19 protein-coding genes are annotated in these 21,444 nt (G+C 67.9%); 3 read left to right on the top strand and 16 right to left on the bottom strand.

Annotated features, from left to right (window positions below; genetic code table 11):
* Positions 1–3: 3 nt before the first annotated feature.
* From EV652_RS42890 to EV652_RS42850, 9 genes are read right to left on the bottom strand one after another with little or no spacing between them, the layout of a single operon-like run.
* Positions 4–789: a DUF3050 domain-containing protein gene (locus EV652_RS42890; protein WP_132216943.1), complete on the bottom strand. Its 786-nt coding sequence runs from the start codon at positions 787–789 to the stop codon at positions 4–6.
* Between the two features lie 13 nt (positions 790–802).
* Positions 803–1,711, bottom strand: a complete 909-nt coding sequence (locus tag EV652_RS42885) for a phytanoyl-CoA dioxygenase family protein (protein ID WP_132216941.1) — start codon at positions 1,709–1,711, stop codon at positions 803–805.
* The gene (gene hppD / locus EV652_RS42880; RefSeq protein WP_132216939.1) at positions 1,708–2,778 is read right to left on the bottom strand and encodes a 4-hydroxyphenylpyruvate dioxygenase; all 1,071 of its coding nucleotides are present in this window, start codon (positions 2,776–2,778) and stop codon (positions 1,708–1,710) included. Before hppD ends, EV652_RS42885 begins: the two co-directional genes overlap by 4 nt.
* Positions 2,778–4,046, bottom strand: a complete 1,269-nt coding sequence (locus tag EV652_RS42875) for a beta-ketoacyl-[acyl-carrier-protein] synthase family protein (protein ID WP_132216937.1) — start codon at positions 4,044–4,046, stop codon at positions 2,778–2,780. The genes hppD and EV652_RS42875 overlap by 1 nt, the downstream gene beginning before the upstream one ends.
* Complete coding sequence (locus EV652_RS42870; RefSeq protein WP_132216935.1) at positions 4,043–5,635, bottom strand: class I adenylate-forming enzyme family protein; 1,593 nt, start codon at positions 5,633–5,635, stop codon at positions 4,043–4,045. The genes EV652_RS42875 and EV652_RS42870 overlap by 4 nt, the downstream gene beginning before the upstream one ends.
* On the bottom strand, positions 5,632–6,114 hold the full coding sequence (locus EV652_RS42865; RefSeq protein WP_132216933.1) for a hypothetical protein: 483 nt from the start codon (positions 6,112–6,114) through the stop codon (positions 5,632–5,634). Before EV652_RS42865 ends, EV652_RS42870 begins: the two co-directional genes overlap by 4 nt.
* A complete protein-coding gene (locus tag EV652_RS42860) occupies positions 6,111–7,232 on the bottom strand; it encodes a beta-ketoacyl synthase N-terminal-like domain-containing protein (RefSeq protein ID WP_132216931.1) in 1,122 nt (373 codons plus the stop codon). The genes EV652_RS42865 and EV652_RS42860 overlap by 4 nt, the downstream gene beginning before the upstream one ends.
* Positions 7,225–7,455: an acyl carrier protein gene (locus EV652_RS42855; RefSeq protein WP_132216929.1), complete on the bottom strand. Its 231-nt coding sequence runs from the start codon at positions 7,453–7,455 to the stop codon at positions 7,225–7,227. Before EV652_RS42855 ends, EV652_RS42860 begins: the two co-directional genes overlap by 8 nt.
* Positions 7,455–7,709 carry an acyl carrier protein gene (locus EV652_RS42850; protein ID WP_132147744.1) on the bottom strand — a complete coding sequence of 85 codons (255 nt, stop codon included), beginning with the start codon at positions 7,707–7,709 and terminating at the stop codon, positions 7,455–7,457. The genes EV652_RS42855 and EV652_RS42850 overlap by 1 nt, the downstream gene beginning before the upstream one ends.
* 17 nt (positions 7,710–7,726) lie before the next feature.
* Here EV652_RS42850 and EV652_RS42845 point away from each other — a divergent pair, with 17 nt between their 5' ends.
* Positions 7,727–8,380: a 4'-phosphopantetheinyl transferase family protein gene (locus EV652_RS42845; RefSeq protein WP_199238720.1), complete on the top strand. Its 654-nt coding sequence runs from the start codon at positions 7,727–7,729 to the stop codon at positions 8,378–8,380.
* Here EV652_RS42845 and EV652_RS42840 read toward each other — a convergent pair.
* A complete protein-coding gene (locus tag EV652_RS42840; RefSeq protein ID WP_242002352.1) occupies positions 8,311–9,705 on the bottom strand; it encodes a class I adenylate-forming enzyme family protein in 1,395 nt (464 codons plus the stop codon). The two genes, EV652_RS42845 and EV652_RS42840, sit on opposite strands and share 70 nt — an antisense overlap.
* A 518-nt stretch (positions 9,706–10,223) precedes the next feature.
* On the opposite strand from EV652_RS42840, the gene EV652_RS42835 reads away from it, so the two are divergent.
* Together EV652_RS42835 and EV652_RS42830 are read left to right on the top strand one after the other, a co-directional pair.
* Positions 10,224–10,856 (top strand): hypothetical protein, encoded by a 633-nt coding sequence (locus EV652_RS42835; RefSeq protein ID WP_132216923.1) that lies wholly within the window; start codon positions 10,224–10,226, stop codon positions 10,854–10,856.
* Positions 10,853–12,013 (top strand): PrsW family intramembrane metalloprotease, encoded by a 1,161-nt coding sequence (locus tag EV652_RS42830; protein ID WP_132216921.1) that lies wholly within the window; start codon positions 10,853–10,855, stop codon positions 12,011–12,013. Before EV652_RS42835 ends, EV652_RS42830 begins: the two co-directional genes overlap by 4 nt.
* Before the next feature lie 43 nt (positions 12,014–12,056).
* Here the strand turns inward: EV652_RS42830 and murQ are convergent, their stop codons facing one another.
* The 6 genes from murQ to EV652_RS42800 form a co-directional block, all read right to left on the bottom strand.
* Positions 12,057–12,968 carry an N-acetylmuramic acid 6-phosphate etherase gene (murQ, locus tag EV652_RS42825; protein ID WP_132216919.1) on the bottom strand — a complete coding sequence of 304 codons (912 nt, stop codon included), beginning with the start codon at positions 12,966–12,968 and terminating at the stop codon, positions 12,057–12,059.
* A gap of 103 nt (positions 12,969–13,071) precedes the next feature.
* Positions 13,072–13,959, bottom strand: a complete 888-nt coding sequence (locus EV652_RS42820) for a MurR/RpiR family transcriptional regulator (protein ID WP_132216917.1) — start codon at positions 13,957–13,959, stop codon at positions 13,072–13,074.
* Between the two features lie 35 nt (positions 13,960–13,994).
* Positions 13,995–15,719 (bottom strand): serine hydrolase domain-containing protein, encoded by a 1,725-nt coding sequence (locus EV652_RS42815; RefSeq protein WP_242002346.1) that lies wholly within the window; start codon positions 15,717–15,719, stop codon positions 13,995–13,997.
* The gene (locus EV652_RS42810; protein WP_132216915.1) at positions 15,716–16,999 is read right to left on the bottom strand and encodes an exo-beta-N-acetylmuramidase NamZ family protein; all 1,284 of its coding nucleotides are present in this window, start codon (positions 16,997–16,999) and stop codon (positions 15,716–15,718) included. Before EV652_RS42810 ends, EV652_RS42815 begins: the two co-directional genes overlap by 4 nt.
* 23 nt (positions 17,000–17,022) lie before the next feature.
* Complete coding sequence (locus EV652_RS42805) at positions 17,023–19,584, bottom strand: glycoside hydrolase family 3 N-terminal domain-containing protein (RefSeq protein ID WP_242002351.1); 2,562 nt, start codon at positions 19,582–19,584, stop codon at positions 17,023–17,025.
* Between the two features lie 2 nt (positions 19,585–19,586).
* Positions 19,587–21,242 (bottom strand): glycoside hydrolase family 3 protein, encoded by a 1,656-nt coding sequence (locus tag EV652_RS42800; RefSeq protein WP_242002345.1) that lies wholly within the window; start codon positions 21,240–21,242, stop codon positions 19,587–19,589.
* Positions 21,243–21,444 lie beyond the last annotated feature (202 nt).

Raw genomic sequence — 21,444 nt, 5'->3', positions numbered from 1 at the left:
GGTTCAGTCCTTCACCGCGGTCAGAATGGCGTCCCAGAGCCTGGCGCGGGCGGCGAGGGCGGTGTTGATGGTGTCCGCGCAGGCCCCCCACTTGGCGGGGTCGTCACCGCAGAGGTCGGTGACCATCTGCATCGCCATCGGGGTGTGCTGTTCGCCGTCGACCTCGATGTGGCGTTCGAGGTAGTCGACGAAAGTGTTGAGCTTGTTGGACCGCTCGTTCACCGCGACCACCTGGGTGAACATGTCCGGGATCAGGTCCTCCCGGCCGAACGCGAACGCGGCTGCCTGGCAGTGGATCGGCGCGTTCTCGATGATGTCCCAGGTGGTGCCGGCGAAGTCGATCGACGGCTGCGGTACGCCGGCCGCCCGCAACGACTCGGCGACCGAGCCACCGTTGCGCAGCAGCTCGATCAGCTGCGAGATCGCGGTGGTGTCGGCGCCGGCTTCGGCCATCCCGTTGACGTAGAGCTCGAAGTGACTGATGAAGCCCTCGCCGAGCTCGTCACTCTCTTCCACCATCACGATGTCGTTGATCAGCCGCCGGCTGCCGGTGTGCGCGGTCGGGATCCACGGCACCGTGACACAGGTGAGTTCACGCTGCAGCGACTTGAGCAGGGACATGAAGTCCCAGACCGCGAACACGTGGTGCTCCATGAAGGTGACCAGTGCCTCGTGCGTGTCCAGGTTGGCGTACAGCGGGTGCTGGACGACCTTGTCGCGGGCCTCCGTGACCGCCTTCTCCAACTGCTCGATACCGGGATGGGTCTGACCCCAGTCGTAACGGGACATGTGCTGGTCTCCTCTAGCGGTCGGCCCAGAGTGTTGGGCAGTAGTCGGGGTCGGCGTAGTCGGGGTGGTCGACGGCAGTACGCCGTACCAGGACGTCGTGGTTGTAGGCGGCAAGGGCTCCGTCGGACAGCGGGAACTCGCGGTAGTGGTTGTCCCCGTCCTGCAGATGCAGCGAGATGGCCCGGCGGGGGCGGTCGCTGACGTTCGCGCCGCTGCCGTGGTATGTCCGGCAGTGGTGGAAGTTCATGTGGCCCCGCGGGATGGTGATCGGGACCTTGACCACCTCGGCGTTGTTGTACGTCGCGTTCTCGGTCAGCATCTGGTCGAGCTGCGACCGGTCCCGTTCGGCGAAGTGGCGTACGACGGTGTCGTCGGAACCGATCTCCTGCCACCGATGGCTGCCGTCGACCATGGTGATCGTGCCCATCTCCGGCGGGCAGTCGTGGAACGGGATGAACGCGGTCAGCATCCGGTCCGACGACGAGGACGACCAGTAGTGCTTGTCGAAGTGCCAGGGCACGATGTTCGACGGCTCGCCCTCGATCGGCGGCTTGTAGATCAGGGTGGACTGGAAGATCCGGATCTCGTCGGTCTGCGCCAGCCGGGCCGCGACCGCGCCGATCAGCGGTTTGCGCAGGATCTTGGCCAGGCCGTCGTGCTCGTAGTGCACGTAGTCGTTGTGCCGCTGGACATCACCCTTCGACGGGTCCCAGTAGGCCAGCTTCGGCGGCGCCGACGGCAGGGTCCGGTCGCGTTCGCCGGCGTAGTAGCGCTCGCTGGCGTTGACCAGTTCGTCGGTCTCGTCGTCGGCGAGCAGCTTCTTGGACAGGTACCAGCCGTGCTCGTTGTAGAAGGCAACGTCTTCGTCGGTCGGCAGCAGCTCGATCTCTTCCTCCGACAACGTGAATTCCAACGTCGTCATGCGTCAACCCCCGCCAGCTCGCGTTCCTTCGCCTCGTAGAGGGCCTTGATGTTGCCGCTGCCGAACGTCATCGCGCCGCGCCGCTCGATGATCTCGAGGAACAACGTGCGCCGGACGTGCATCGACTCGGTGAAGATCTGCAGCAGCTGACCCCAGTGGTCACGGTCGACCAGGATGCCGAGCTCCTGCAGGTCCTCGATCGGTGTCTCCACCTCGCCGACCCGGTCGGGCAGGGCGTCGTAGTACGTCGACGGCGTACCGAGGAAGTTGACTCCGCGACCGGCCAAGGTGCTGACCGCTTCGACGATGTCGCTGGTCCGCAACGCGATGTGCTGCACACCGGCGCCCGCGTGCCAGCTGAGGAAGTCGTTGATCTGGCCGGGACGACGGCTCGGGTCCGGCTCGATCAGGGTGAAGGTGACGTGTTTCGACGGGCTCTGGACGACCTTCGAGTCCATCCCCTGGCCGGCCACCTCGATGTACTCCTCGAAGATCCGCGGGAAGCCGAACACGTCCTCGTAGAACTTCGCGGTCGGCTCGAGGTCGCCCGACGGTACGCAGATCGCCAGATGGTCGATCTCGCTGAACAGCTTCTCGTCCGGTCCACCGCTGGGCTCGGTGATGTGGATCCGGCCGGGCAGGAACTCGTGCCGCGGCCCGTGCCGCTCGACCAGCCGGTGGATCACGTCGCCGAAGCCGGCCACCTCCGCGATCACCACGGTCGTCTCGCCATCGTCGTACCGGACCGGCTCCTGGAGCCCTTGGGCGCCTCGGGCAACCAGTTCGCCGTACGCCGCTGTCGCGTCGTCGACCTCCAGTCCGACGATCGCGACCCCGTCGCCGTGGCGTTGCACGTACGCCGCGGCCGGATGGTCCGCCGCCAGGCCGGACGTCAGCACGATCTGGACGGCGTCCTCCCGCAACAGCAGCGATCGCTGATCCGGCAGCCCTGACTCCGGTCCGCCCTGACCATGGATCTGCAGGCCGAACGCGTGTCCCAGATAGAACGCGGCCTGCCGAGCGTCGCCCACGTACATCTCCACGTGGTCGATCCCGAAGATCTCCATCACACCCTCACCTCACTGTTGATCTGTCGCTTCTCCGGCGTACTGGCGGCGCCGAGGAGCAGGCTCACGTTCTGACCGCCGAACCCGAACGAGTTCGACAGCGCGTACTCCGGGCGGATGTCGCGTGGTTCCTTACGGACGTGGTCCACCGGGCACGCGGGGTCCGGATCGTCCAAGTGGTACGTCGGCGGCACCAGGCCGGTGTTGACGGCCAGCGCGGTCGCGGCAGCCTCCACCACACCCGAGGTCCCGAGCATGTGACCGGTCAGTGCCTTCGTCGAACTCACGGCCGGCGTGTGATCGCCGAACGCGAGTCCGATGGCGATCGACTCGGCGACGTCGCCCAGCTTGGTACTGGTGCCGTGCGCATTCACGTAGCCGAGGCGGCTCGGATCTATTGTTTTGAACGCCTTTCGCATGCAGTCCGCAGCTCCGACCCCGTCCGGACGTGGCGCCGTCGGGTGGTGCGCATCGGAGTTGACGCCGTAGCCGACGACATCCGCGTACCCGGGCGCGTTGCGTGCGGCGGCATGCTCGGCGCCCTCCAGCACCAGCAATGCAGCACCCTCGCTCAACACGAATCCGTTGCGACGGAGGTCGAACGGACGGCTGGCCTCGGCCGGGTCGTCCCAACCACGCGCCAGCGCCCGCGCATTGGCGAACGTCTCCGCGAAGGTCGGGAACAGCGGTGCCTCGCTGGCTCCGCAGAGTACGACGTCCGCCTCGCCGGACCGGATCAGGCGGACCGCGTCAGCGATCGCCTGTGCTCCGGACGCGCACGCCGTACCGACTGACGAGGTGTAGCCGCGCAGGCCGAAGCGGATCGCGACTCGGGCGGCCGGCATGTTCGGGAGGATGCCGGTCAGCAGGTACGGGCTGACCGCAGCGCGACCGCGTTCGGCTCGGGCGAGGACTTGTCGCTCGAGGGTCGCCATCCCGCCGACGCCACCGATGATCACGCCGATGCGGTCGGGGTCCACGTTGTCGCCGACGGTCAGGCCCGCGTCCGCGAGCGCGTCCTCGGCGGCGAGTTGGGCCAGGATGACGGTACGGTCCATCACCTTGCCGTCCGGGCCGCTGGCGATCTTGCCCGGGTCGATCGGCGGCAGGATGCCGGCGAGTTCGATGGAGTTGGCGACCGGGTGGTCGGCCGGAGGTTTCACGATCCCGGATCGGCCCTGCAGCAGGGCGTCGTACACGTTCTCGACACCGCGTCCGACCGGCGTCAGCAGGCCCATGCCGGTGATCGTCACGCCAGGCGCGCTCATGCGTCCGCCCCCGTCAGGCGTTCCTCGCGCAACGCGACCTTGCGCACCTTCCCGGTCACTGTCACCGGGACCTCTTCCGCACCGACCGCGCCGACCTTGCGGATGATCGCCGCCACGTCCTCACCGACGGCCGCCTTCACCGCGGCCGTGCGGTCGACGTTCTCCGCGTCCGGCGTGAGTTCGAGAAGGACGTCGGCGACGTACCGACCGTCCTGGTTGAGGATGACGACGGTGCAGTCCACGACCTCGGGGATCGCGGCCAGGATGCGTTCCTCGGACATCGAGGTGAACAGCTGCGGCCCTTCGAAGCCGGCGACCGCGTCCGGGATCCGGTCGAGGTGGAAGTAGTGGCCGGAGTCGTCGCGGTAGGCCAGGTCGCCGGTGAGGAACCAGCCGTTCAGCCGGAAGCGGTACGTGTTGACCGAGTCGTTCCAGTAGCCGGGTGAGACCGACGGCGAGCGGAAGCCGAGCAGGCCGACCTTGCCCGCCGGCAGTTCGTCGCCGGTCGAGCTCAGGACCGCGGCCGTCGCGAACTGGTACGGCTTGCCGATGCAGCGGCCGTAGTGGTCGCTGTCGATCGTGTGCGTGATGTGGAAGCCGTTGTGGCCCATCTCGCTGGAGCCGAGACCGTCCACGAAGTGTGAGCCCTTGACCGTCGTACGCCCTGCCCTGGTGACGGTCTCACGGGTGCCGACGGCAACGAGTTTGCGGATGTGCGGCTCGTGCGCGCAGTCGCCGGTGTTGAACCACATCCGCACCGAGTCCAGGTCGTGCTTGCTCAGATCCTCACGAGCCAGGCCGGCCCACGTGACCGCGAATCCATAGACGGCACGCGGCTTCCAGCGTTCGATCTGCCGCAGCACGTCGGGAGCGTCCTGACTGGACAGCAGGAGCATCTGGGCCCGGTTGCCGAGGACCTGGTTGACCATCAGGACCGTCGCGGTGTGCGGGATCGGCAGGGCGTTGAGAATCCTGTCGGTGCCCTGCGCCTGCGGCATCGTGAGGAGGTGCTTCAGAGCGGCGTACAAGGTGGTGTGGCTGTGCAGAACAGCCTTGGGTACGCCGGTCGTGCCGCTGGTGTGCGTGATGACGACGGGATCGTCCGCGTGGTGGCGGTAGTGCTCGGGCGCCTTGGCCGGATCACCGGTGCCGAGCTCATGTGGTTCGGCGAGGACTTCTGTTTGCAGGAGCGGCCGATGGGCGGCGTCAGCAAGTACGGCGGTGACGCGCAGGCGGCGGATGTACTCGTCGGCGATGGGCGGAGCCATCTTGCCGTTCATCAGCGCAGGGATCGCGCCTCTGCGGGTCAGCGCAAGGAAGCTGAGCACAATGTCGGCAGCGTCCGTGGCCCAGATCGCGACCACGTCCCGGCGGCCGATGCCGTGCTCGTGCAGCCAGGCTGTCCGGGCTTGAACTCGTTCGTCGAGTTCACCCAGGGTCAGCGGGTGCTCGGCCGGGTAGTGGTCGACGGGTGTGTCGAAGGTCAGCCCCGGTCCGTCGAGGTCGGCGCCGTGGGCAATCACCCGGTGGAGGACGTTGCCGGTGCCGATCTCCGGGTCGGCGGCCAGTCGGGCTCTCAGACTCTTCATGTTCGCACTCCCCAACTCACGATCCGGGCGGTCGCCTGCTCGGCCTCGATGTCCACGATCAGCACTTGGTCGGCGTCCCCGTCACCGATCAGCAGGGCGGCCTCGTCGAGTCCGCCGTCCGTCACACACACCACCGGTCCGCGCAGATCCCACTTCGCGGCGATCAGCCCCGCGACGCTGTTCGGCACCGACTGGAAGAAGAACAGCGGGCCGATTCGCTTGCCGTCAGCAACGGCCCGGCGAACCTGCTCGGCGCTGACCCGGTCGCCGTCACTCACCAGCACGATCCCGATGTTCTTGGACCGTGGTTCGGGTAGCGCTTTCAAACAACGGTCGGCAACTGTTGCCGCCAACGGGTTGAACGTCGACAACACGAACCCGGGAAGGCTTGGCGGCCCTGCCTCGATGTCGTCACCCGGCTCCGGCCAGTAACCCTCCGCGAGCACGACAAGGTCATGAACTTCAAGCGCCGGCCTCATCCCGCACGCACCACCAACGCGGTATTGGCGCCCCCGAACGCCGAGTTGAGCGTCATCCCGTACGGCGACAGAGCCGGCCGCGGCGCATCCAGAATCAGATCAAGATCACAGTCGGGATCGGGGTCCAAGAACCCCGCATTCACAGGCAACTTGCCTTCCCGCAGAGACTGAATCGTCACCACCAGCTCAACCAGCCCCGAAGCCTCCAACGCATGCCCATGCACCCCCTTCGTCGAGCTGACCGGCGGCCCGCCACGGATCGCGCCCATTTGGCTGGCTGGCGTCCGAGCTTGTGGGTTTGCCACCCGTATTCCGGGTGGATAACCCGCCATATTGGTGGTCAACCACTCAGATTGGGCCGGGTCGGCTTGGGCGAAGACCTGGCTGATCGCGGCTGCCTCGGCGGCGTCGCTGACGGTTGTGCCGGTTGCGTTCGCGTTGATGTAGCCGACCTCGTCGGGCGACAGGTTGGCCTTCTGGAGCGCCGCTCGGATGGCTGCGGCCAGGCCTCGACCGTCCGGGGACGGCTGGCAGGGATGGTAAGCGTCTCCGGCTCGGCCCCAACCAGCGATCTGCGCTAAACCTTCGCCTGCTTCCAGGACCACAGCGGCAACCCCATCGCCTAGCAACAGTCCTCGGCGGTTGAGGCTGAAGGGCCGGACTGTGTGGTCGTCGGAGAGGGCTCGGCCGGCGTCGAAGAGGGCGTATTGGTCCGGCTCGACCAGATAGCCGGCTGCTACGACGATGCGGTCGGCCCGGCCGGTGAGGATCAACGTTGCGCCGTCGGCGACCGCCGTACTGGCTGAGACGCAGGCGCTGGTGTAGATGCGTTGCTGGCCGAAGTCGCAGGACGGGGCGGTGTGCAGTGCGAGCAGGAGAGGTGTCGTACTGCGGTCGACGCCTGCCTGACTGCATGCGGTGGCTATCGCCAGGTCCAGCTCTTCTTCCAGGGTTCCGACGTCGGCAGCTGTGGCGGCGTGGTTCACGCGGCGGTTGCTGGTGTCGAAGCGCTGGACCTCGGTGAAGGCCGCCGTACCGACCAACTGGGCCTCTGGACCGCGACCGAGTGCGGTCAGGATCGAGAGGCCGGTGACGGAGACCGGTCTGGGTTCAGACATGGCTGGTCAGCACCTCTGCCAGTACGGCGACCGCGTCGTCGACCGTGGTCATGCGCTCGAGCTGGTCGTCAGACAGCTCCACGCCGTACCGCTGCTCGACCTGATGGACCAGCCAGGCCAGCTCCATCGAGTCGATCCGTTCGGCGCCGGGTGGTCGCTCGCCGAGGCCTGTCAGCCAGGTGATGATTTCGTCCCGCCCGGGCGGTGGTGGGGTCGAGTTCATCAGACTTGCTGGGCTACCCGGCCGGCCACCTCGGTGGTGAACTCGCCGACCGTCATCAACGCCAACTGCTCGGACTCGTCGTCGGAGAACCGTACGCCGAACCGGTCCTCGACCCGCACCGACAGGTCCGCCAGCGCGAGCGACTCCAGGTCCACTCCCGCCGGGCCGAGGGTGGTGTCGTCGTCGACGCCCTCGGTGTCGTAGTTCATGTCCTGCAGTTGCGCGATGACGAATGCGCGAACCTCGTCCTTCATCGGGATACCTTCTTTCGGTGGGAGACGGTCGGGTGCATGTGTGGACGGCGCCGGCCGGTGACGACCAGCGCTCGGCTGCCAAGGAGCTGCTGCTGGAACTCGCCGGCTCGCTCCTCGAGCGCACCGCCGTACTGCGGCACGAGCCGAGCGGACGTCCGTACGTCGACGGCCTCGCAGTGAGCCTCAGCCACAGCCGCAGCCTCGTGGCGGTCGCCGCCTCTGCGACCGGCCCGGTCGGCGTGGACGTCGAAGACGTGTACCCGCGCGATGTCAGTGGGCTGGCTCGTCGCTGGTTCGATCCGTCCGAGCTGGAGTGGATGGCGGGAGAAGCCGATGAGTTGACCGCGTTCCTGCAGCTGTGGACGGCGAAAGAAGCTGTTGGCAAGGCGCTCGGATTGGGTCTCCGCAACACCGGCCTCCGCCGCCGCATGCCACTGCCCGCCCCCGTCCAGCCGGAACACGCACGGCGGGGCCTGGCGCTCCCCGCCGGTTTGGTTTCGTCGGAGCCGAGCCTCACAGTCCTGCACCTGCCTGTTGATCAGCAGGCGGTGTTGGCTGTGGCTTTGCCGGCGGCAGCTACCGAGGTCCTTCTGACCGAGCATCACGGGGCTGCCTTGCGGAGGACGGTGAGGTCCCGGACGAGCTTTCCGGTAGTGGTTCGGGGCATCTGATCGAGGATGCGGAGCGTTCGGGGGCGTTTGTAGGGCGCCAGGCGTCGCGCGAGTTCGGACTCCAGATCCGTGACGTCGCGGCGCTCCTTCAGCTGCAGATAGGCGGTGATGGAGCCGTCGAAGACGACGACCGCTGCCTCGACGCCGCGGAGCGTGCCCAAGGTGTACTCGACCTCGGTCAGGTCGACCTTCATCCCGCCGACGGAGACCTGCGAGTCGAGCCGGCCCTTGATGCTGACCAGCCCGGTCTCATCGTCGACAACCCCGGCGTCGCGTGTCCGCAGCCAGCCGTCCGCCCATCGCGCCGGGTCGGAGAGGCCGAGGTACGGCGATTCCGGCCGGCGGATGTGGATCTCGCCGTCGACGGCGCGCACCTCGATCCCCGGCGCCGGGCGGATCGCCGGCCGATGTTCGCCGTACAGATCGGTGCCGATCACACCGACCTCGGTCATCCCGTACATGTTGCCGAGCGGTACGCCGTACTTGGACTCGAACGACTGTGACACCGCGGCCGGCACCAACTCGCCGCCGGTCGTCATCCGCTTGAACTGCGGAAGCTTCGGCGGTTCCTGCACCGAAGCGAGCAGACCGATGTGGAACGGCACACCGAGTACGGTCGCCGGCGTTGTGCCCGACGCGATTGCCTGGACGATCGCGTCCCCCGTGAGCCGCGCCGGCGGGACCAACTCGATTCCGGCATGCAGTCCGTACAGCAGACCGCCGACCAGCCCGAGTACGTGCACCATCGAGGGCAGCAGGATCACCCGCTCACCCCGCAACGGAACCCCGTCGATCTCGGTGTACCGCAGTACCTCTTCGACCAGGTCCTCCGCAGTCCGTCCGATCACCTTCGACGGCCCGGTCGAACCCGAACTGAGTTGTACGACGACATGCGCCGTACCCGCCGGATGACCGGAGTAGCTGGCCACGTCGGTGTCGACCTCGACGAACGTGCGCAGGCCGGACGGGACCGGCCGACCGGGTGACACGACCACCTGCGGGACCAGCCGCTCGATCGCGCGCCGGACCTCGTAATCGGTCAGCCGGTGGTCGAGCAGGATCGCCTGCCCGCCGCTACGCCAGACCGCCAGTAAATGGGTCACGAAAGCCATTGACGGTGGTAACCGCAATGCCGCCGCACCACCCGGCCGTAAACCGGACTGGGCCAACTCGGATTGCCGATCCCGCACCAACCGGCGTAGCGTCGCACGGTCAATAGGTTCGGGCAAGCGAAAGCAAACATCATCCGCCGGGCCGGCCAGCAACACATCATCGACCCACTGAGCGCCCTGGGTGGTTCCGGGCACCACGACAGCACCGTCCATGGTCATCCGAGCTCCGAAGTTCGTTGCACACAAAGGATTCGAAGACCAGAACCCCCACCAAGGCCTGGCGATGACGCGACGATACGACACGATCACACAAACGCGCTATGCACCAAAAGTGATGGTCCCACTACCGTTCGCAACCCCCCTGACCCGCCATTCCCCACCCCTCAAAACAAACCAGCCTGGCTCCGATCAGCGGTTAGAAATTCACTGTCAGATAAACTCACCGAAGGTAAACCCGCAAATGTGCGTAATTGGAACCCCAGCAGGAAATACAGGTTTCGGGGAGAAAGATCGGTCCGCGAACTCCGAGCGTTCGCCGCCGCTACCTGACCTCAGATCGGCCGTCGGCTCGCGGCCGGAGAACTGCCCCACCGCGTCCACGAAGTGCATGCGGGAGGGGTGACGCCACGCGTACAGTAATGGTGACGCGGCGTTGAATCTGTGGCGCACCGTGACCGTCGGCCGGTTGCCGGGCGATCGCGTCCATCGCGCGGGCTAGTGCGGAGGGGCCGATGTCAGTAGGTACGGAGGAGACACCACGGGACTGGGTGCCGGTCGAGGACCGATGGTTCGGACTCGACCGACGTACCTTCCCGGCAGGGCTGATCAGCCTCGCCATCGCTCTGGTGCTGATCTACGGCTTGCCCGCGCTCAATGCGGCGATTCCATGGCACAACGAGATCAAGGCCGGTCAAGTGCTCGAGCTGGGCAACGGTGCGACCGCCGTACCCCCAGTCGGCTGGCAGTTGGAGAGCGGAACCCTGAGTGGCGCGAACGCGACGAGCCTGCAGGTGAAGCTGGCCAGCGGAGGCGCCACGATCGAGCTGACCGGTACGTCGTACGACGGCACCGCGGCCGCGTTCCTCGATCAGGTGGAGCGGTCGGACGGCGACAGCCCGGGCGTGAGCGGCCGGCGCGGAACTCTGACGACCGGGGCCGGCCTGGTCGGAGTCGTGGAGAGCAGGACCTCTACCGGTGGTGACGGCATCGACGCCGCATTCAAGATGGCCACCGGCACATCGGAGGCGGTTGAGGCCGCGCCCGCACTGCTCGTCCGCGTCCGCACTGCGCCCGGTCAGTTCGAGCAGTCCCAAGACGAGGTGGCAGCCCTGCTGCGCAGCATCACGCCGGGGGCGGACCGATGACCGACATCACTGTGCCCGAAGGCAGGGCGGCACAGCTCAGCGCGATCGAGGAATCGGGCTGGGGGCAACCGTTCCGGTTCCTGCAGCCGCACAACCTCGCGTTCTGGGTCTACCTCCTGGGCGTCGGCGGCGGAGCATTGACGATGCTTCGGTACTTCGGACCGCGGGCCGCGTTCTACACGCCGGCCCTGGCCGGAGGCATCCTGCTGTTCGGGCTGTACCTGGTGCCATGGCTGCTGCTCTTGCGCCATCACAACCGTTTCACCGCTCAACCTGCCGGACTTCTGGCGACCGGATTCGTGTGGGGTGGCGTCGCCGCGACGTTCTGGATCGCTCTGCCGGCCAACAGTGCGTTGCTGGAGATCTGGGCGAAAGTCGGCGGCACCTCCTTCGCCGCGGACTGGGCCGCCGGACTCACCGCACCGATCAACGAAGAGTGGGGCAAGGCACTCGGGCTGGTGCTGCTCATCGGCCTCGCGCCGCGCCTGGTCCGCAGCGCCTACGACGGTTTCATCATCGGCGCCTACATCGGTCTCGGCTTCCAGGTCTTCGAGGACGTGCTCTACGTCTACAACGGCGCGACGCAGCTGTACGGCGTGGACCAGCTCGGCTCGTCACTGCAGGTGTTCCTGACCCGGGGTGCGGCCGGGATCGTGTCACACGCCCTGTTCAGTGCGATCTTCTGCGCCGGCCTGATGTGGGTCCTCGGCCGGACCCCTGGCGAGCGCAATGTGGTCAGAGGCGTACTCACCATGCTGATGGCCATGGTGTTCCACTTCAGCTGGGACGACATGGCTGGTCTCAGCGGCGGTGGGATCGCGGCGGCCTTCCTGCCGTTCGTGATCGCGGCCATCGAACTGACGGCCCTGTTCTACGTCCTGCGGCACGCTGCCCAACAGGAACGCGCCTGGACCCGCTCCCTACTCGCACCCGAACTCGAGACAGGCGCCATCGACCCGGCTCTACTAGATGCGGTCAGCGGCCTCAGGAAAGACCGCAAGGCCTACCGCAAACACCTCCACAGCCGCAGCAAAGCGAGACACCTGCTGGAAGCCGCCACCGACCTCTCCCGAGAACTAGCCCGCGCCCACGGCGCCGAAACCCCCGCCGTAACCCACGCCCGCTCCGAACTCCACCGCCTCCACAACACCACCTGACCCCGCTTCTCAGCCCCTCGCTGTGCTTGCCGGAGCGGTGGGTTTAGGCGGAGGCGGTGTGTTTGGGTGGGGCGCCGAGGGTGGTCAGGGCGTCGGCTACTCGGCCGTGGGCGGCTTCGAGGGCGTCTCTGGCTTCGGGGATCGGGGAGCCGGTGAGGAGGTGGACCAACGCGGGTTTGAGTTCGCCGTCGGCGTCGGCCAACGCGGATTCGCAGGCGTCGGGGTCGGCGCCGGTGGCTTCGCCGAGGATGCGGAGCATGCGGCCGCGGAGCTTCTGGTTGGTGGCGACCAGGTCGACCATCAGGTTCGACCAGGTGCGGCCGAGTTTGATCATCAGCGTGGTCGAGAACGAGTTCAGGATCATCTTCTGGGCGGTGCCGGCCTTCAGCCGGGTGGAGCCGGCGATGACCTCGGGCCCGGTGTCCGCGGCAATCACGATGTCGGCCAGCGGCGCCAGCGGGGCGGACGGGTTGGACGTCACCAGCACGGTGGTCGCCCCGGCCGCGCGGGCGGCCTTCAACGCTCCGGCGACGTACGGCGTACTCCCGGAAGCTGCGAGGCCGATGGCGATGTCCTGGGCGGTCACGGCAGCCGCGTCGGCGGCGCCGCCATCCTCGGAGTCCTCGACGTTCTCGACCGCGCGGAGCAGCGCCTCCATACCGCCGGCGTGGTGGGCGACCACCAGGCCCTCCGGCACATGGAAGGTCGGCAGCAACTCGGCCGCATCCAGTACGGCGAGGCGCCCCGACGTACCGGCGCCGAAGTAGTGGACCCGGCCGCCGCCGCGGACCGCCTCGACGGCGGCATCCACGGCGCGGGCCAGTTCGGGGATGACAACGCCGACAGCACCGGCAACCCGGGCGTCCTCGGCGTTGACCATCCGGAGGATCTCGGTCGTGCCCACGGCATCGATAGCGAGCGTCCTGGGGTTGCGCTGCTCAGTCGGCGTGGTCACAGCACCGATGTTAGTTTCCTACTGAAGGATTTTCAATTCTGTTGATCGTTGACGGAAACACGAGCATCCCTCCCCACGGGAAAGACGAGGGGAGGTAGGTCGGCTACTCGGAGCCCTTGAGGCGGTGGCCGCGGACCGCGGTGGCCGTCTCCTCGAGCGCCTTGCGCGCGTCCGGCAGGACCTGTTGGGCCACCCCGATGAAGAGGCAGTCGATCACGGTCAGCTGGGCGATCCGGCTGGACATGGCGCCGGAGCGGTACGTCGTCTCCCGGGCGGCCGTGGTGAGCACCAGGTCGGCCGTCCGGGCCAGCGGGGAGCGGGGGAAGTTCGTCACCGCGACCGTGGTCGCGCCATGCTTGGCCGCCTCCTCGAGTGCCTCGACGACCTCGACCGTCGTACCGGTGTGCGAGATGCCGATCGCCACGTCGCCGTCGCCGAGCAGCGCCGCACTGGGCAGGGCCACGTGGACGTCGGACCAGGCGAACGAGACCCGGCGGATCCGGTGCAGCTTCTGCTGCAGGTCGAGCGCCACGAACGCACTCGCACCGAAGCCGTAGAGATCCACCCGCGGCGCGTTGACGACCGCGGTGACCACCTTGGCCAGGGCGTCGACGTCGAGCTGCTGAGCGGTCTCGCGGACCGCCCGCTCGTCGGCGAACGAGACCTTGCCGACCACGTCCGCCAGCGAGTCACCGGGCTCGATGTCGCCGCCGACCTCGGGCCGGATGCTCTCCTGCGCCGACTGGGCCGCCAGCTGCAGGCGGAGCTGTGGATAGCCGGGGACGCCGATCTGCTTGCAGAACCGGATGACCGTGGTCTCCGAGGTGGATGCCACCTCGGCCAGTTCGGAGATCGTCATCGCCGCCACTCCGCCCGGGTCCGCGAGGACCGCGTTCGCCACCCGCTGCTCGGCCGGCGCCAGCGCGGGCATCACCGCGCGGACCCGGACCAGCAGCGGCCCCGTGGGTTCTGGAGAGGAAACTGAGTTCATGACAGCACGGTACGGCGACTATGCACCAAGTGGGGTCACCGACGCGAAAGTCTCCAACCTGTGGCGACAAATGATTCAGGCGTTCGTTCTCCGTCGAGAAGAACACCACTCTTGCTCGTGATCTTCACACCGTCGACATACACACCGCGGCCCTGGTACAGCGCGTCGGAGGTGTAGCGCCACCTGATCGTCTGATCGCCGGCCGCGAGATCGGCGAAGACCTGATGCCAGTGCCGGTCGCCGGAGCCGCTGATCGTCCCGTCGGTGTCGATCACGGATCCCCGGTCCAGCACGGAGAACGGCACCTTCGTCCAGGTCGTCCCGTCGGCCGAGGTCTCCAGGGTCAGCAGGTCGGTCTCCTCGGTGTCCACGAACATGTCGAACGTCAGCTTCGCGCCCTCGGCCGGTACGGCGACCTGCGTGGCCAGGGTCGTTGTCGCGGCGTCCGTCGTACCGGAGAACCAGGCGTCCTTGCCGTGTCGCGGCCCGACGCCGAGCGCGAGCGCCAGCCCTTGGGCCACCGCACGCCGCGCCGGGTTGTTGCTGCCCCAGTTGCGGCTCGGGTGGACCCGGTTGGTCAGCAGGATCGCGAACGAACGGGAGTCGAAGTCGATCACGACCGACGTACCGGTGTAGCCGGTGTGGCCGGCCGTGCGCGGTCCGGACAGGCCGCTCATGTACCAGCGCTGGTTCAGTTCGAAGCCGAGCCCGTGGTCGTTGCCCGGGAAGGCCCCGTTGAAGTTGGTGATCATCGCGGTGACCGAGGATTCCTTGAGGATCCGGGCCCCGCGGTAGCTACCACCGTTCAAGAAGGTCTGGGCCAGAATCGCCATGTCGTCCGCGGTGCTGAACACACCCGCATGCCCGGCGACACCGTCGAGCGACCAGGCGTTCTCGTCGTGCACCGAACCCCAGACCATCCCGCGCGGCGGTGCGGACTGGAACTCGGTGGCCGCGATCCGGGGCTTCTTGCGGGGATCCGGGTTGTAGCCGGTGTCCCGCATCTGCAGCGGTTTGGTGATGCCGTCGGCAACCAGCTTGTCGAGCGTCTTGCCGGTCACCCGGTGGGCCAGCTCGCCCAGGGCGATCAGGTTCAGGTCGCTGTAGAGGTACTTCGTCCCGGCCGGGCTGGTCGGGGTCGCGGTCAGCGCCATGTGCATCCGCGAGGCCGGGTCCGGCTGCGCACTCCACAACGGCAACCAGGACGGCAGCCCGGTCGTGTGCGTGAGCGCCTGCCGGACCGTGATCGCCTGCTTCCCGTTCTCGGCGAACTCCGGCACGTAGGTCGCGATCGGGGTGTCCAGCCCGACCTTGCCCTTCTCCACCAGCTGCAGCACCACGATCGACGTGAACAGCTTGGACACCGACGCCATGTCGAAGATCGTGTCGGTGCGCATCGGGATCTGCTGGTCCGCCGGCAGCTCGGTGCCATTGCCGTCGGCGTACTTCAGCGCCATCCCGGTGGCCGTCTTGGTGACCACCTTCCCGTCGTGACCGAGCAGCGTGACCGCGCCGGCGTACAGGGGTTTCACCGTACCGTTGGGCCTGGTCCAGGCGTCCACCTGGGCCAGCGCCGCGTCGATCGGCGCCGGGTCGAGACCGGCCTTCGCCGGGGTGGAGTCGCGCAAGAGAGTCGTCCTCGGGGCATAGCCGTCGTACGGGTGGTCGAACCGGCCGGATCTGTTGCCATTGGCAACTGCGGGGGTGGTCATCGCGAGCATCAGGGTGGAGACTACCGCGATTCCGACGACTCGTCTCACCGGTGAGCTCCCTTGTACAGCAGGTACTTCGCCCGGCGGGCGGTCCACGCATCGGTCTCGGACTTCCAGGCCGCGACGATCTCCTCGGCAGTCGCACCAGCCTCCAGCATGGTGCGGAACCGGTCGGATCCGGTCAGCAGGTCGATCCACCGGCCGGGCGGGTTCTCGGCCCGCCACGCGAAGCCCGGGTACAGCCGGCGCGCCTCCACGATCATGTGGGTCGCGGCGGTGATCGCCTCCACCTTGTGCGGGTCGGTGATCTGCACCTGGACGCCGCCGCAGAGCACGTTCGCGTTCTTGCTGATGAACGGCGTGAAGTACGCCTCCCGGAAGTCGACACCCGGGATGTTCTTGGCCTGCAGCGCCTCGGCCCACTTGTAGTCGATGTACGGCGCCCCGATCAGCTCGAACGGCCGCGTCGTACCACGCCCCTCGGAGAAGTTGGTCGCCTCGAACAGGCACATGCCCGGGTAGAGCAGGGCCGTGTCCGGGGTCGGCATGTTCGGGCTCGGCATCACCCAGGTCAGGCCGGTGTCGTCGTACAGCTCATCGCGCTTCCAGTTCTTCACCGGGATGACCTGGAGGTCCGTCAGCCGCGCGCCGTTCGCGTCGAGCGGCAGGTACTCCGCGTTGAACAGCCGGGCCAGTTCGCCCACGGTCATGCCGTGCTGCTGGATGATCTCCTCCTTGCCCACACCCGAGGTGTAACCGGGCTTGAGCATCGGGCCGCGCGCATACCCGCCGACCGGGTTCGGGCGATCCAGTACGACGAACCGCGCGCCGGTGCGGACGGCCGCGATCATCGCCTCGTACATCGTCCAGATGTAGGTGTAGAACCGCGCGCCGACGTCCTGGATGTCGAAGACGACGGTCTCCACACCGGACTTGGTGTAGAGGCTGACCAGCTTGTCCGCGTTGGCGCCATAGGCGTCGTACACCATGATCCCGGTGCGCGGGTCGATGTGGTCCTGCTCGGATCCGCCGGCTTGCGCCGTACCGCGGAACCCGTGCTCGGGGCCGAAGACCGCGACGATGTTGACCTTCCCGGACGCGTGCATCGTGTCAACGATGTGGCTGAGGTCGGGCAGGATGCCGGTCGGGTTGCTGATCACGCCGACCTTCTGGCCGGCCAGCGCCTGCCAGTCGTCGGCGGCCAGCACCTCGGCGCCGACCATCGTCCTGCCCTTGCTGGGGGTCTGGCCGGCATGGGCCGCCGGTACGTCGATCAGGGGGGCGGCGGCCAGGGCACCGGCGCCCGCGAGCAAACTGCGGCGCTTCATCAGACTTCTCCTTCGGCAGGGCGTTACGGGCGGAACAACAGGTCGGCCACCACGGGGCGATGGTCACTGGCCACTTGCTCATCGGGAACGGAGGCGCGCCGGACGCGGAACCCCGCGCCGACGGTGACGAAGTCGATCCGCTTGACCGGGCCGACCGCCGGATAGGTGTGCGGGCCGCCGGCCGTGCTGGCAGCCGCCGTCCAGGCGTCGGTGAGGCGGCTCCACAGCCCGGCCAGCTCGGGTGCTTCCGCCTCGGCGTTGAAGTCGCCGGTGAGGATCTGCAGATCCTCCCGGCGGTTCTGCGCCAGGATCTTCATCGTGTCGGCCACCTGGGCCTGCCGGACCGATGGGTCGGCCCGGTAGTCCAGGTGCGTGGAGTACACGTGCACCCGACGGCCGCGGACGTCGATCTCGGCCTCCAGGAAACCGGGCGCCGGAGCCGGCACCGGGTTCGGGTCCTGGGTGGAGAGCCGGGTGATCGGATGGTTCTCCGTCCGGACCAGCGGGAACCGCGAGAGTACGCCGACGCCGTACTGCCGGCGCGGTTGGCCGGCCGCGGGCGGATCGAGGTCGTAGATCGGCGCGAAGCCGGCGTACATCCCCAGCTTGACGGCGAGTTCGGCGAGGGTGTCGCGCCACTCGCTGCGCGCATCCCAGTGGACGTCGACCTCCTGCAGCCCGATCACGTCGGCGTCGAGTGCCTTCAGGGCCTGGGCGGTCCGCTCCAGATCGAACACGTTGTCCGACCCGGCACCGGCGTGAATGTTGTACGAGGCAACGGTCAGCCGGGTGTCGCGCGGGTCGAAGGTGAGCCCGTGGCCGAACGGGTGCAGTGTCCGGGCCGGATCGGGCTGCGCCGGGATCGCGACCGGCAGCTTTCCGGCCGGTGCGAGCTCGCCGTAGAGGACCTTGGCCAGCGCCTCCATCGACACCGCCGCGTAGCCGTAGGTGGCCAGCGTGGTCTGCGCCGAGGGGAAATACGCGACGTCATACGGGTCCCGGACGGCGACCACGACGACCGGCCGGCCGGTGGCGAGCAGGGCGTTGACGAGCTTCTGCTGCTTCGCCAGCTTGTCGGTGACCTTGGTATCCCAGGCCTTCATCGTGAGGACGACGGTGAGGTCGGCGTCGGCGGACGCCGCGACGGCCTCGTCGATCCGGGCGTCGGTCGGTGTCGCGCCGGTGTCCTTGACGATCGCGGTCGCACCCCGGCCCTGCAGGGCGGTCCCGAGGGCGGCCGGGCTGTACCCGGCGATCAGGATCTTCCGCGGCGCCGGGGACAGCGGCAGCAGGCCGGCGTCGTTCTTCAGCAGCGTCGTACTGCGGTCGGCGATCCGCTGGGCGGCGGCGTAATTGGCCGGTGTGCCGACCACCGTCGCCACCCGGCTCAGGTCGACGTACGGGTGATCGACGACGCCCGTCCTGACCTTGAGCTTCAGGATTCGTTCGACACTCTGGTCGATGCGCGCCTCGCTGATCCGCCCGCCGCGGACGGCGCCGAGCACCGAGTTGAACGCCAGCTCCGGATTGACCGGCATCAGCAACTGGTCGACGCCCGCCTCGAGAGCCCGCAGCGGGATCTCCGCGTCGCCGTACTTGTCCCGGACGCCCTGCATCCCGAGGGAGTCGGTGATCACCACCCCGTCGAAGCGCAGCTGCTCGCGCAGGATGCCGGTCAGGATCGGCTTGCTCAACGTGGCCGGGTCGCCGGACGGATCGAGTGACGGCACCACGATGTGTGCGGTCATGATCGAGTCGATCCCCGCCCTGATCGCCGCCCGGAACGGCGGCGCGTCGATCGTGTTCCACTCCTCGACGGTGTGGTTGATCGTGGGCAACGAGGTGTGGCTGTCGTCCCGGGTGTCACCGTGACCGGGGAAGTGCTTCGCGGTCGACACGATCCGGCCGTCCCGCTGGTAGCCCTGGACCTGCGCCGCGGCGAGGTCGGCGACCAGCTCGGGATCGGACGAGAACGAGCGGACACCGATCACCGGGTTCAGCGGGTTCACGTTGACGTCGACGACCGGTGCGAAGTCGGTCGTGACGCCGACCGCCCGCAACTCCCGGCCGCCGATCCCGCCCGCGAGCCGCGCGAACTGCGCGGACCGCGTCGCCCCGAGCGCCATCGCGCCCGGGAACTGGGTCGCCGGGGGCCCGACGCGGAACACGACGCCGTACTCCTGGTCGGTGCTGATCTGCAGCGGGATCCCGGTGCCGCCGATCGACGCGCTCTGCAGTCCGTTGGAGAGCCGGGCGATCTGCTGCGGGTCCTTGGTCGAGTCGGTCCAGGCGAAATAGATCACGCCGCCGAGGTGGTACTTGCGGACCACCTCGGCCGGAGTCGCCACGCCGTACAGGTTGGTGTTGCGCTGGTCGGCCGTGTCCGCCGTCGCCCCGTAGGCGTAGCAGACGAACAGCTGACCGACCTTCTGCTCCAGCGTCATCCGCCGCAGCGTGTCGCGGACCCAGCGGTCGGTGCCCGCCTGTGCGGTCGTGGTGCCGGCGATCGTCGTACCGGCGACCGCTGCTGCGGCGAGACCCAGGGTTTGGCGTCGGGTGAAGGTTGGGCGTCGGGTGGGTTCCATCGTCACCAGGTCAATCCGTGGCCGAAGGGATAGAGGGCGGTGTCCGGCTGCCCGGCGACCGGGATATCGACGGGCAGCTTTCCGGTCGGCTTGGTCTCACCGTAGATGACCTTCGCCAGTGACTCCATCGATACCGCGGCGTAACCGTAGGTAGCCAGGTACGTCGGTGCGGCGTCGAAGTACGCGATGTCGTACGGGTCCCGCACGGCGACCACGATCACGGTCTTCCCGGTCGCGAGCAGGTCCTTCACCAGCTTCTGCTGTTTGGCCAGCTTGTCGGTGACGGTGGTGTCCCAGGCCTTCTGCGTGATTACGACGGTGACGTCGTTCAGCTGTGCTTTCGCCACCGCGTCGGCGATGGCCGCGTCCGAAGGAGCCGCGCCGGTCTGCGCGACCGTGGTGGTGGCACCGCGCTTGGTCAGGCTGGCGGCGAGCGCCTGCGTCGTACTCACGCCCCACCCGGTGACCAGGATCTTCCGCGGGTCGGCGTTCAGCGGCACGACGTTCGCGTTGTTCTTGACCAGCGTGACGCTCTTGTCGACGATCGTCTGCGCGGTCGCCAGGCTGGCGGGCGTACCGACCGTGGTGGCCACCTTCGCCGGGTCGACGAACGGGGTGAACAGGACGCCGTTCTTCAGCTTCATCAGCAGGATGCGCAGCAGGCTCTCGTTGATCCGCTGCTCGCTGATCCGGCCCGAACGGACGGCGTCCAGGACGGCGTTGAACTGCACATCCGGGGCCGGCGGCAGCAGCAACTGGTCCACCCCGGCCTCGATCGCCCGGACCGCCACCTCGGCGTCGCCGTACTGCTGGCGGACCGCGGCCATCTCCAGTCCGTCGGTGATGATGAGGCCCTTGAAGCCGAGCTGCTGACGCAGGACGCCGGTCAGGATCGGCTTGCTCAGCGTCGCCGGGTCGCCGGACGGATCGAGCGACGGGACCACGATGTGCGCGGTCATGATCGAGTCGATGCCGGCCTTGATCGCGGCCTTGAACGGCGGTGCGTCGATCGTGTTCCACTGCTCGAGCGTGTGGTTGATCGTCGGCAGCGCGGTGTGGCTGTCGTCCCGGGTGTCACCGTGGCCCGGGAAGTGCTTGGCGGTCGCCATGATGCCGGCGTCACGCTGGTAGCCCTGCACCTGTGCGACCGTCATGTCCGAGACCAGCTGCGGGTCGCTGGAGAACGAGCGAACGCCGATGACCGGGTTGAGGGCGTTCACGTTCACGTCGGCGACCGGGGCGTAGTCCTGCCGAATGCCCATCGCCTTCAGTTCGCGGCCGGTGATGGCGGCGGCGGTCCGGGCGTCCGCCGTGTTCCGGGTCGCGCCGTGCGCCATGTTGCCGCCGAACTGCGTGGCCGGCGGACCGATCCGGACCACGACGCCCTGCTCCTGGTCGGTCGCGATCATCATGGGGACGTGCAGGCCGGTGTTGATGGCCGCGGTCTGGAGCTGGTTCGAGTACGTCGCCAGCTGGGTCGGGCTCTCCACGTTGCCGCGGCCGTTGAAGTAGATCCAGCCGCCCGGCTTGTACTTCGCCACCACCTCGGCCGGCGTGGGGACGCCGTACAGGGTGGTGTTGCGGGTGTCGGGCTTGTGCGCGTCCGGCCCGTAGGCGAACAGCACGAACAACTGCCCGACCTTCTCCTCCAGGGTCATCCCCTGAATGGCGCGGGCGGCCTGCTGTACATCGCTGATCCTCGCCGGCTCCGGCGGTGGCGCGCTTTCCGCTGTGGACACTCCCACCCCCGCGATGGCTGTTGCGGTGGCGAGTCCGGAGAGACTCAATCGACGTAAGGCGGACATGACAGACCCCCTATGAAGTAATTGAATTACAGGCGCACCCCCGCACGCGAAAGTT

The organism is Kribbella steppae (genome assembly GCF_004342025.1).
In the GTDB taxonomy this organism is placed as follows: domain Bacteria; phylum Actinomycetota; class Actinomycetes; order Propionibacteriales; family Kribbellaceae; genus Kribbella; species Kribbella steppae.
This window is presented reverse-complemented; position numbering and strand designations above follow the sequence as displayed.

Coding starts and splice junctions, on each gene's coding strand:
- EV652_RS42890 (WP_132216943.1), bottom strand. CDS start 789: ATGTCCCGTTACGACTGGGGTCAGACCCATCCCGGTATCGAGCAGTTG.
- EV652_RS42885 (WP_132216941.1), bottom strand. CDS start 1,711: ATGACGACGTTGGAATTCACGTTGTCGGAGGAAGAGATCGAGCTGCTG.
- hppD (WP_132216939.1), bottom strand. CDS start 2,778: ATGGAGATCTTCGGGATCGACCACGTGGAGATGTACGTGGGCGACGCT.
- EV652_RS42875 (WP_132216937.1), bottom strand. CDS start 4,046: ATGAGCGCGCCTGGCGTGACGATCACCGGCATGGGCCTGCTGACGCCG.
- EV652_RS42870 (WP_132216935.1), bottom strand. CDS start 5,635: ATGAAGAGTCTGAGAGCCCGACTGGCCGCCGACCCGGAGATCGGCACC.
- EV652_RS42865 (WP_132216933.1), bottom strand. CDS start 6,114: ATGAGGCCGGCGCTTGAAGTTCATGACCTTGTCGTGCTCGCGGAGGGT.
- EV652_RS42860 (WP_132216931.1), bottom strand. CDS start 7,232: ATGTCTGAACCCAGACCGGTCTCCGTCACCGGCCTCTCGATCCTGACC.
- EV652_RS42855 (WP_132216929.1), bottom strand. CDS start 7,455: ATGAACTCGACCCCACCACCGCCCGGGCGGGACGAAATCATCACCTGG.
- EV652_RS42850 (WP_132147744.1), bottom strand. CDS start 7,709: ATGAAGGACGAGGTTCGCGCATTCGTCATCGCGCAACTGCAGGACATG.
- EV652_RS42840 (WP_242002352.1), bottom strand. CDS start 9,705: ATGGACGGTGCTGTCGTGGTGCCCGGAACCACCCAGGGCGCTCAGTGG.
- EV652_RS42835 (WP_132216923.1), top strand. CDS start 10,224: ATGTCAGTAGGTACGGAGGAGACACCACGGGACTGGGTGCCGGTCGAG.
- EV652_RS42830 (WP_132216921.1), top strand. CDS start 10,853: ATGACCGACATCACTGTGCCCGAAGGCAGGGCGGCACAGCTCAGCGCG.
- EV652_RS42820 (WP_132216917.1), bottom strand. CDS start 13,959: ATGAACTCAGTTTCCTCTCCAGAACCCACGGGGCCGCTGCTGGTCCGG.
- EV652_RS42810 (WP_132216915.1), bottom strand. CDS start 16,999: ATGAAGCGCCGCAGTTTGCTCGCGGGCGCCGGTGCCCTGGCCGCCGCC.
- EV652_RS42805 (WP_242002351.1), bottom strand. CDS start 19,584: ATGGAACCCACCCGACGCCCAACCTTCACCCGACGCCAAACCCTGGGT.
- EV652_RS42800 (WP_242002345.1), bottom strand. CDS start 21,242: ATGACCCTGGAGGAGAAGGTCGGGCAGTTGTTCGTGCTGTTCGCCTAC.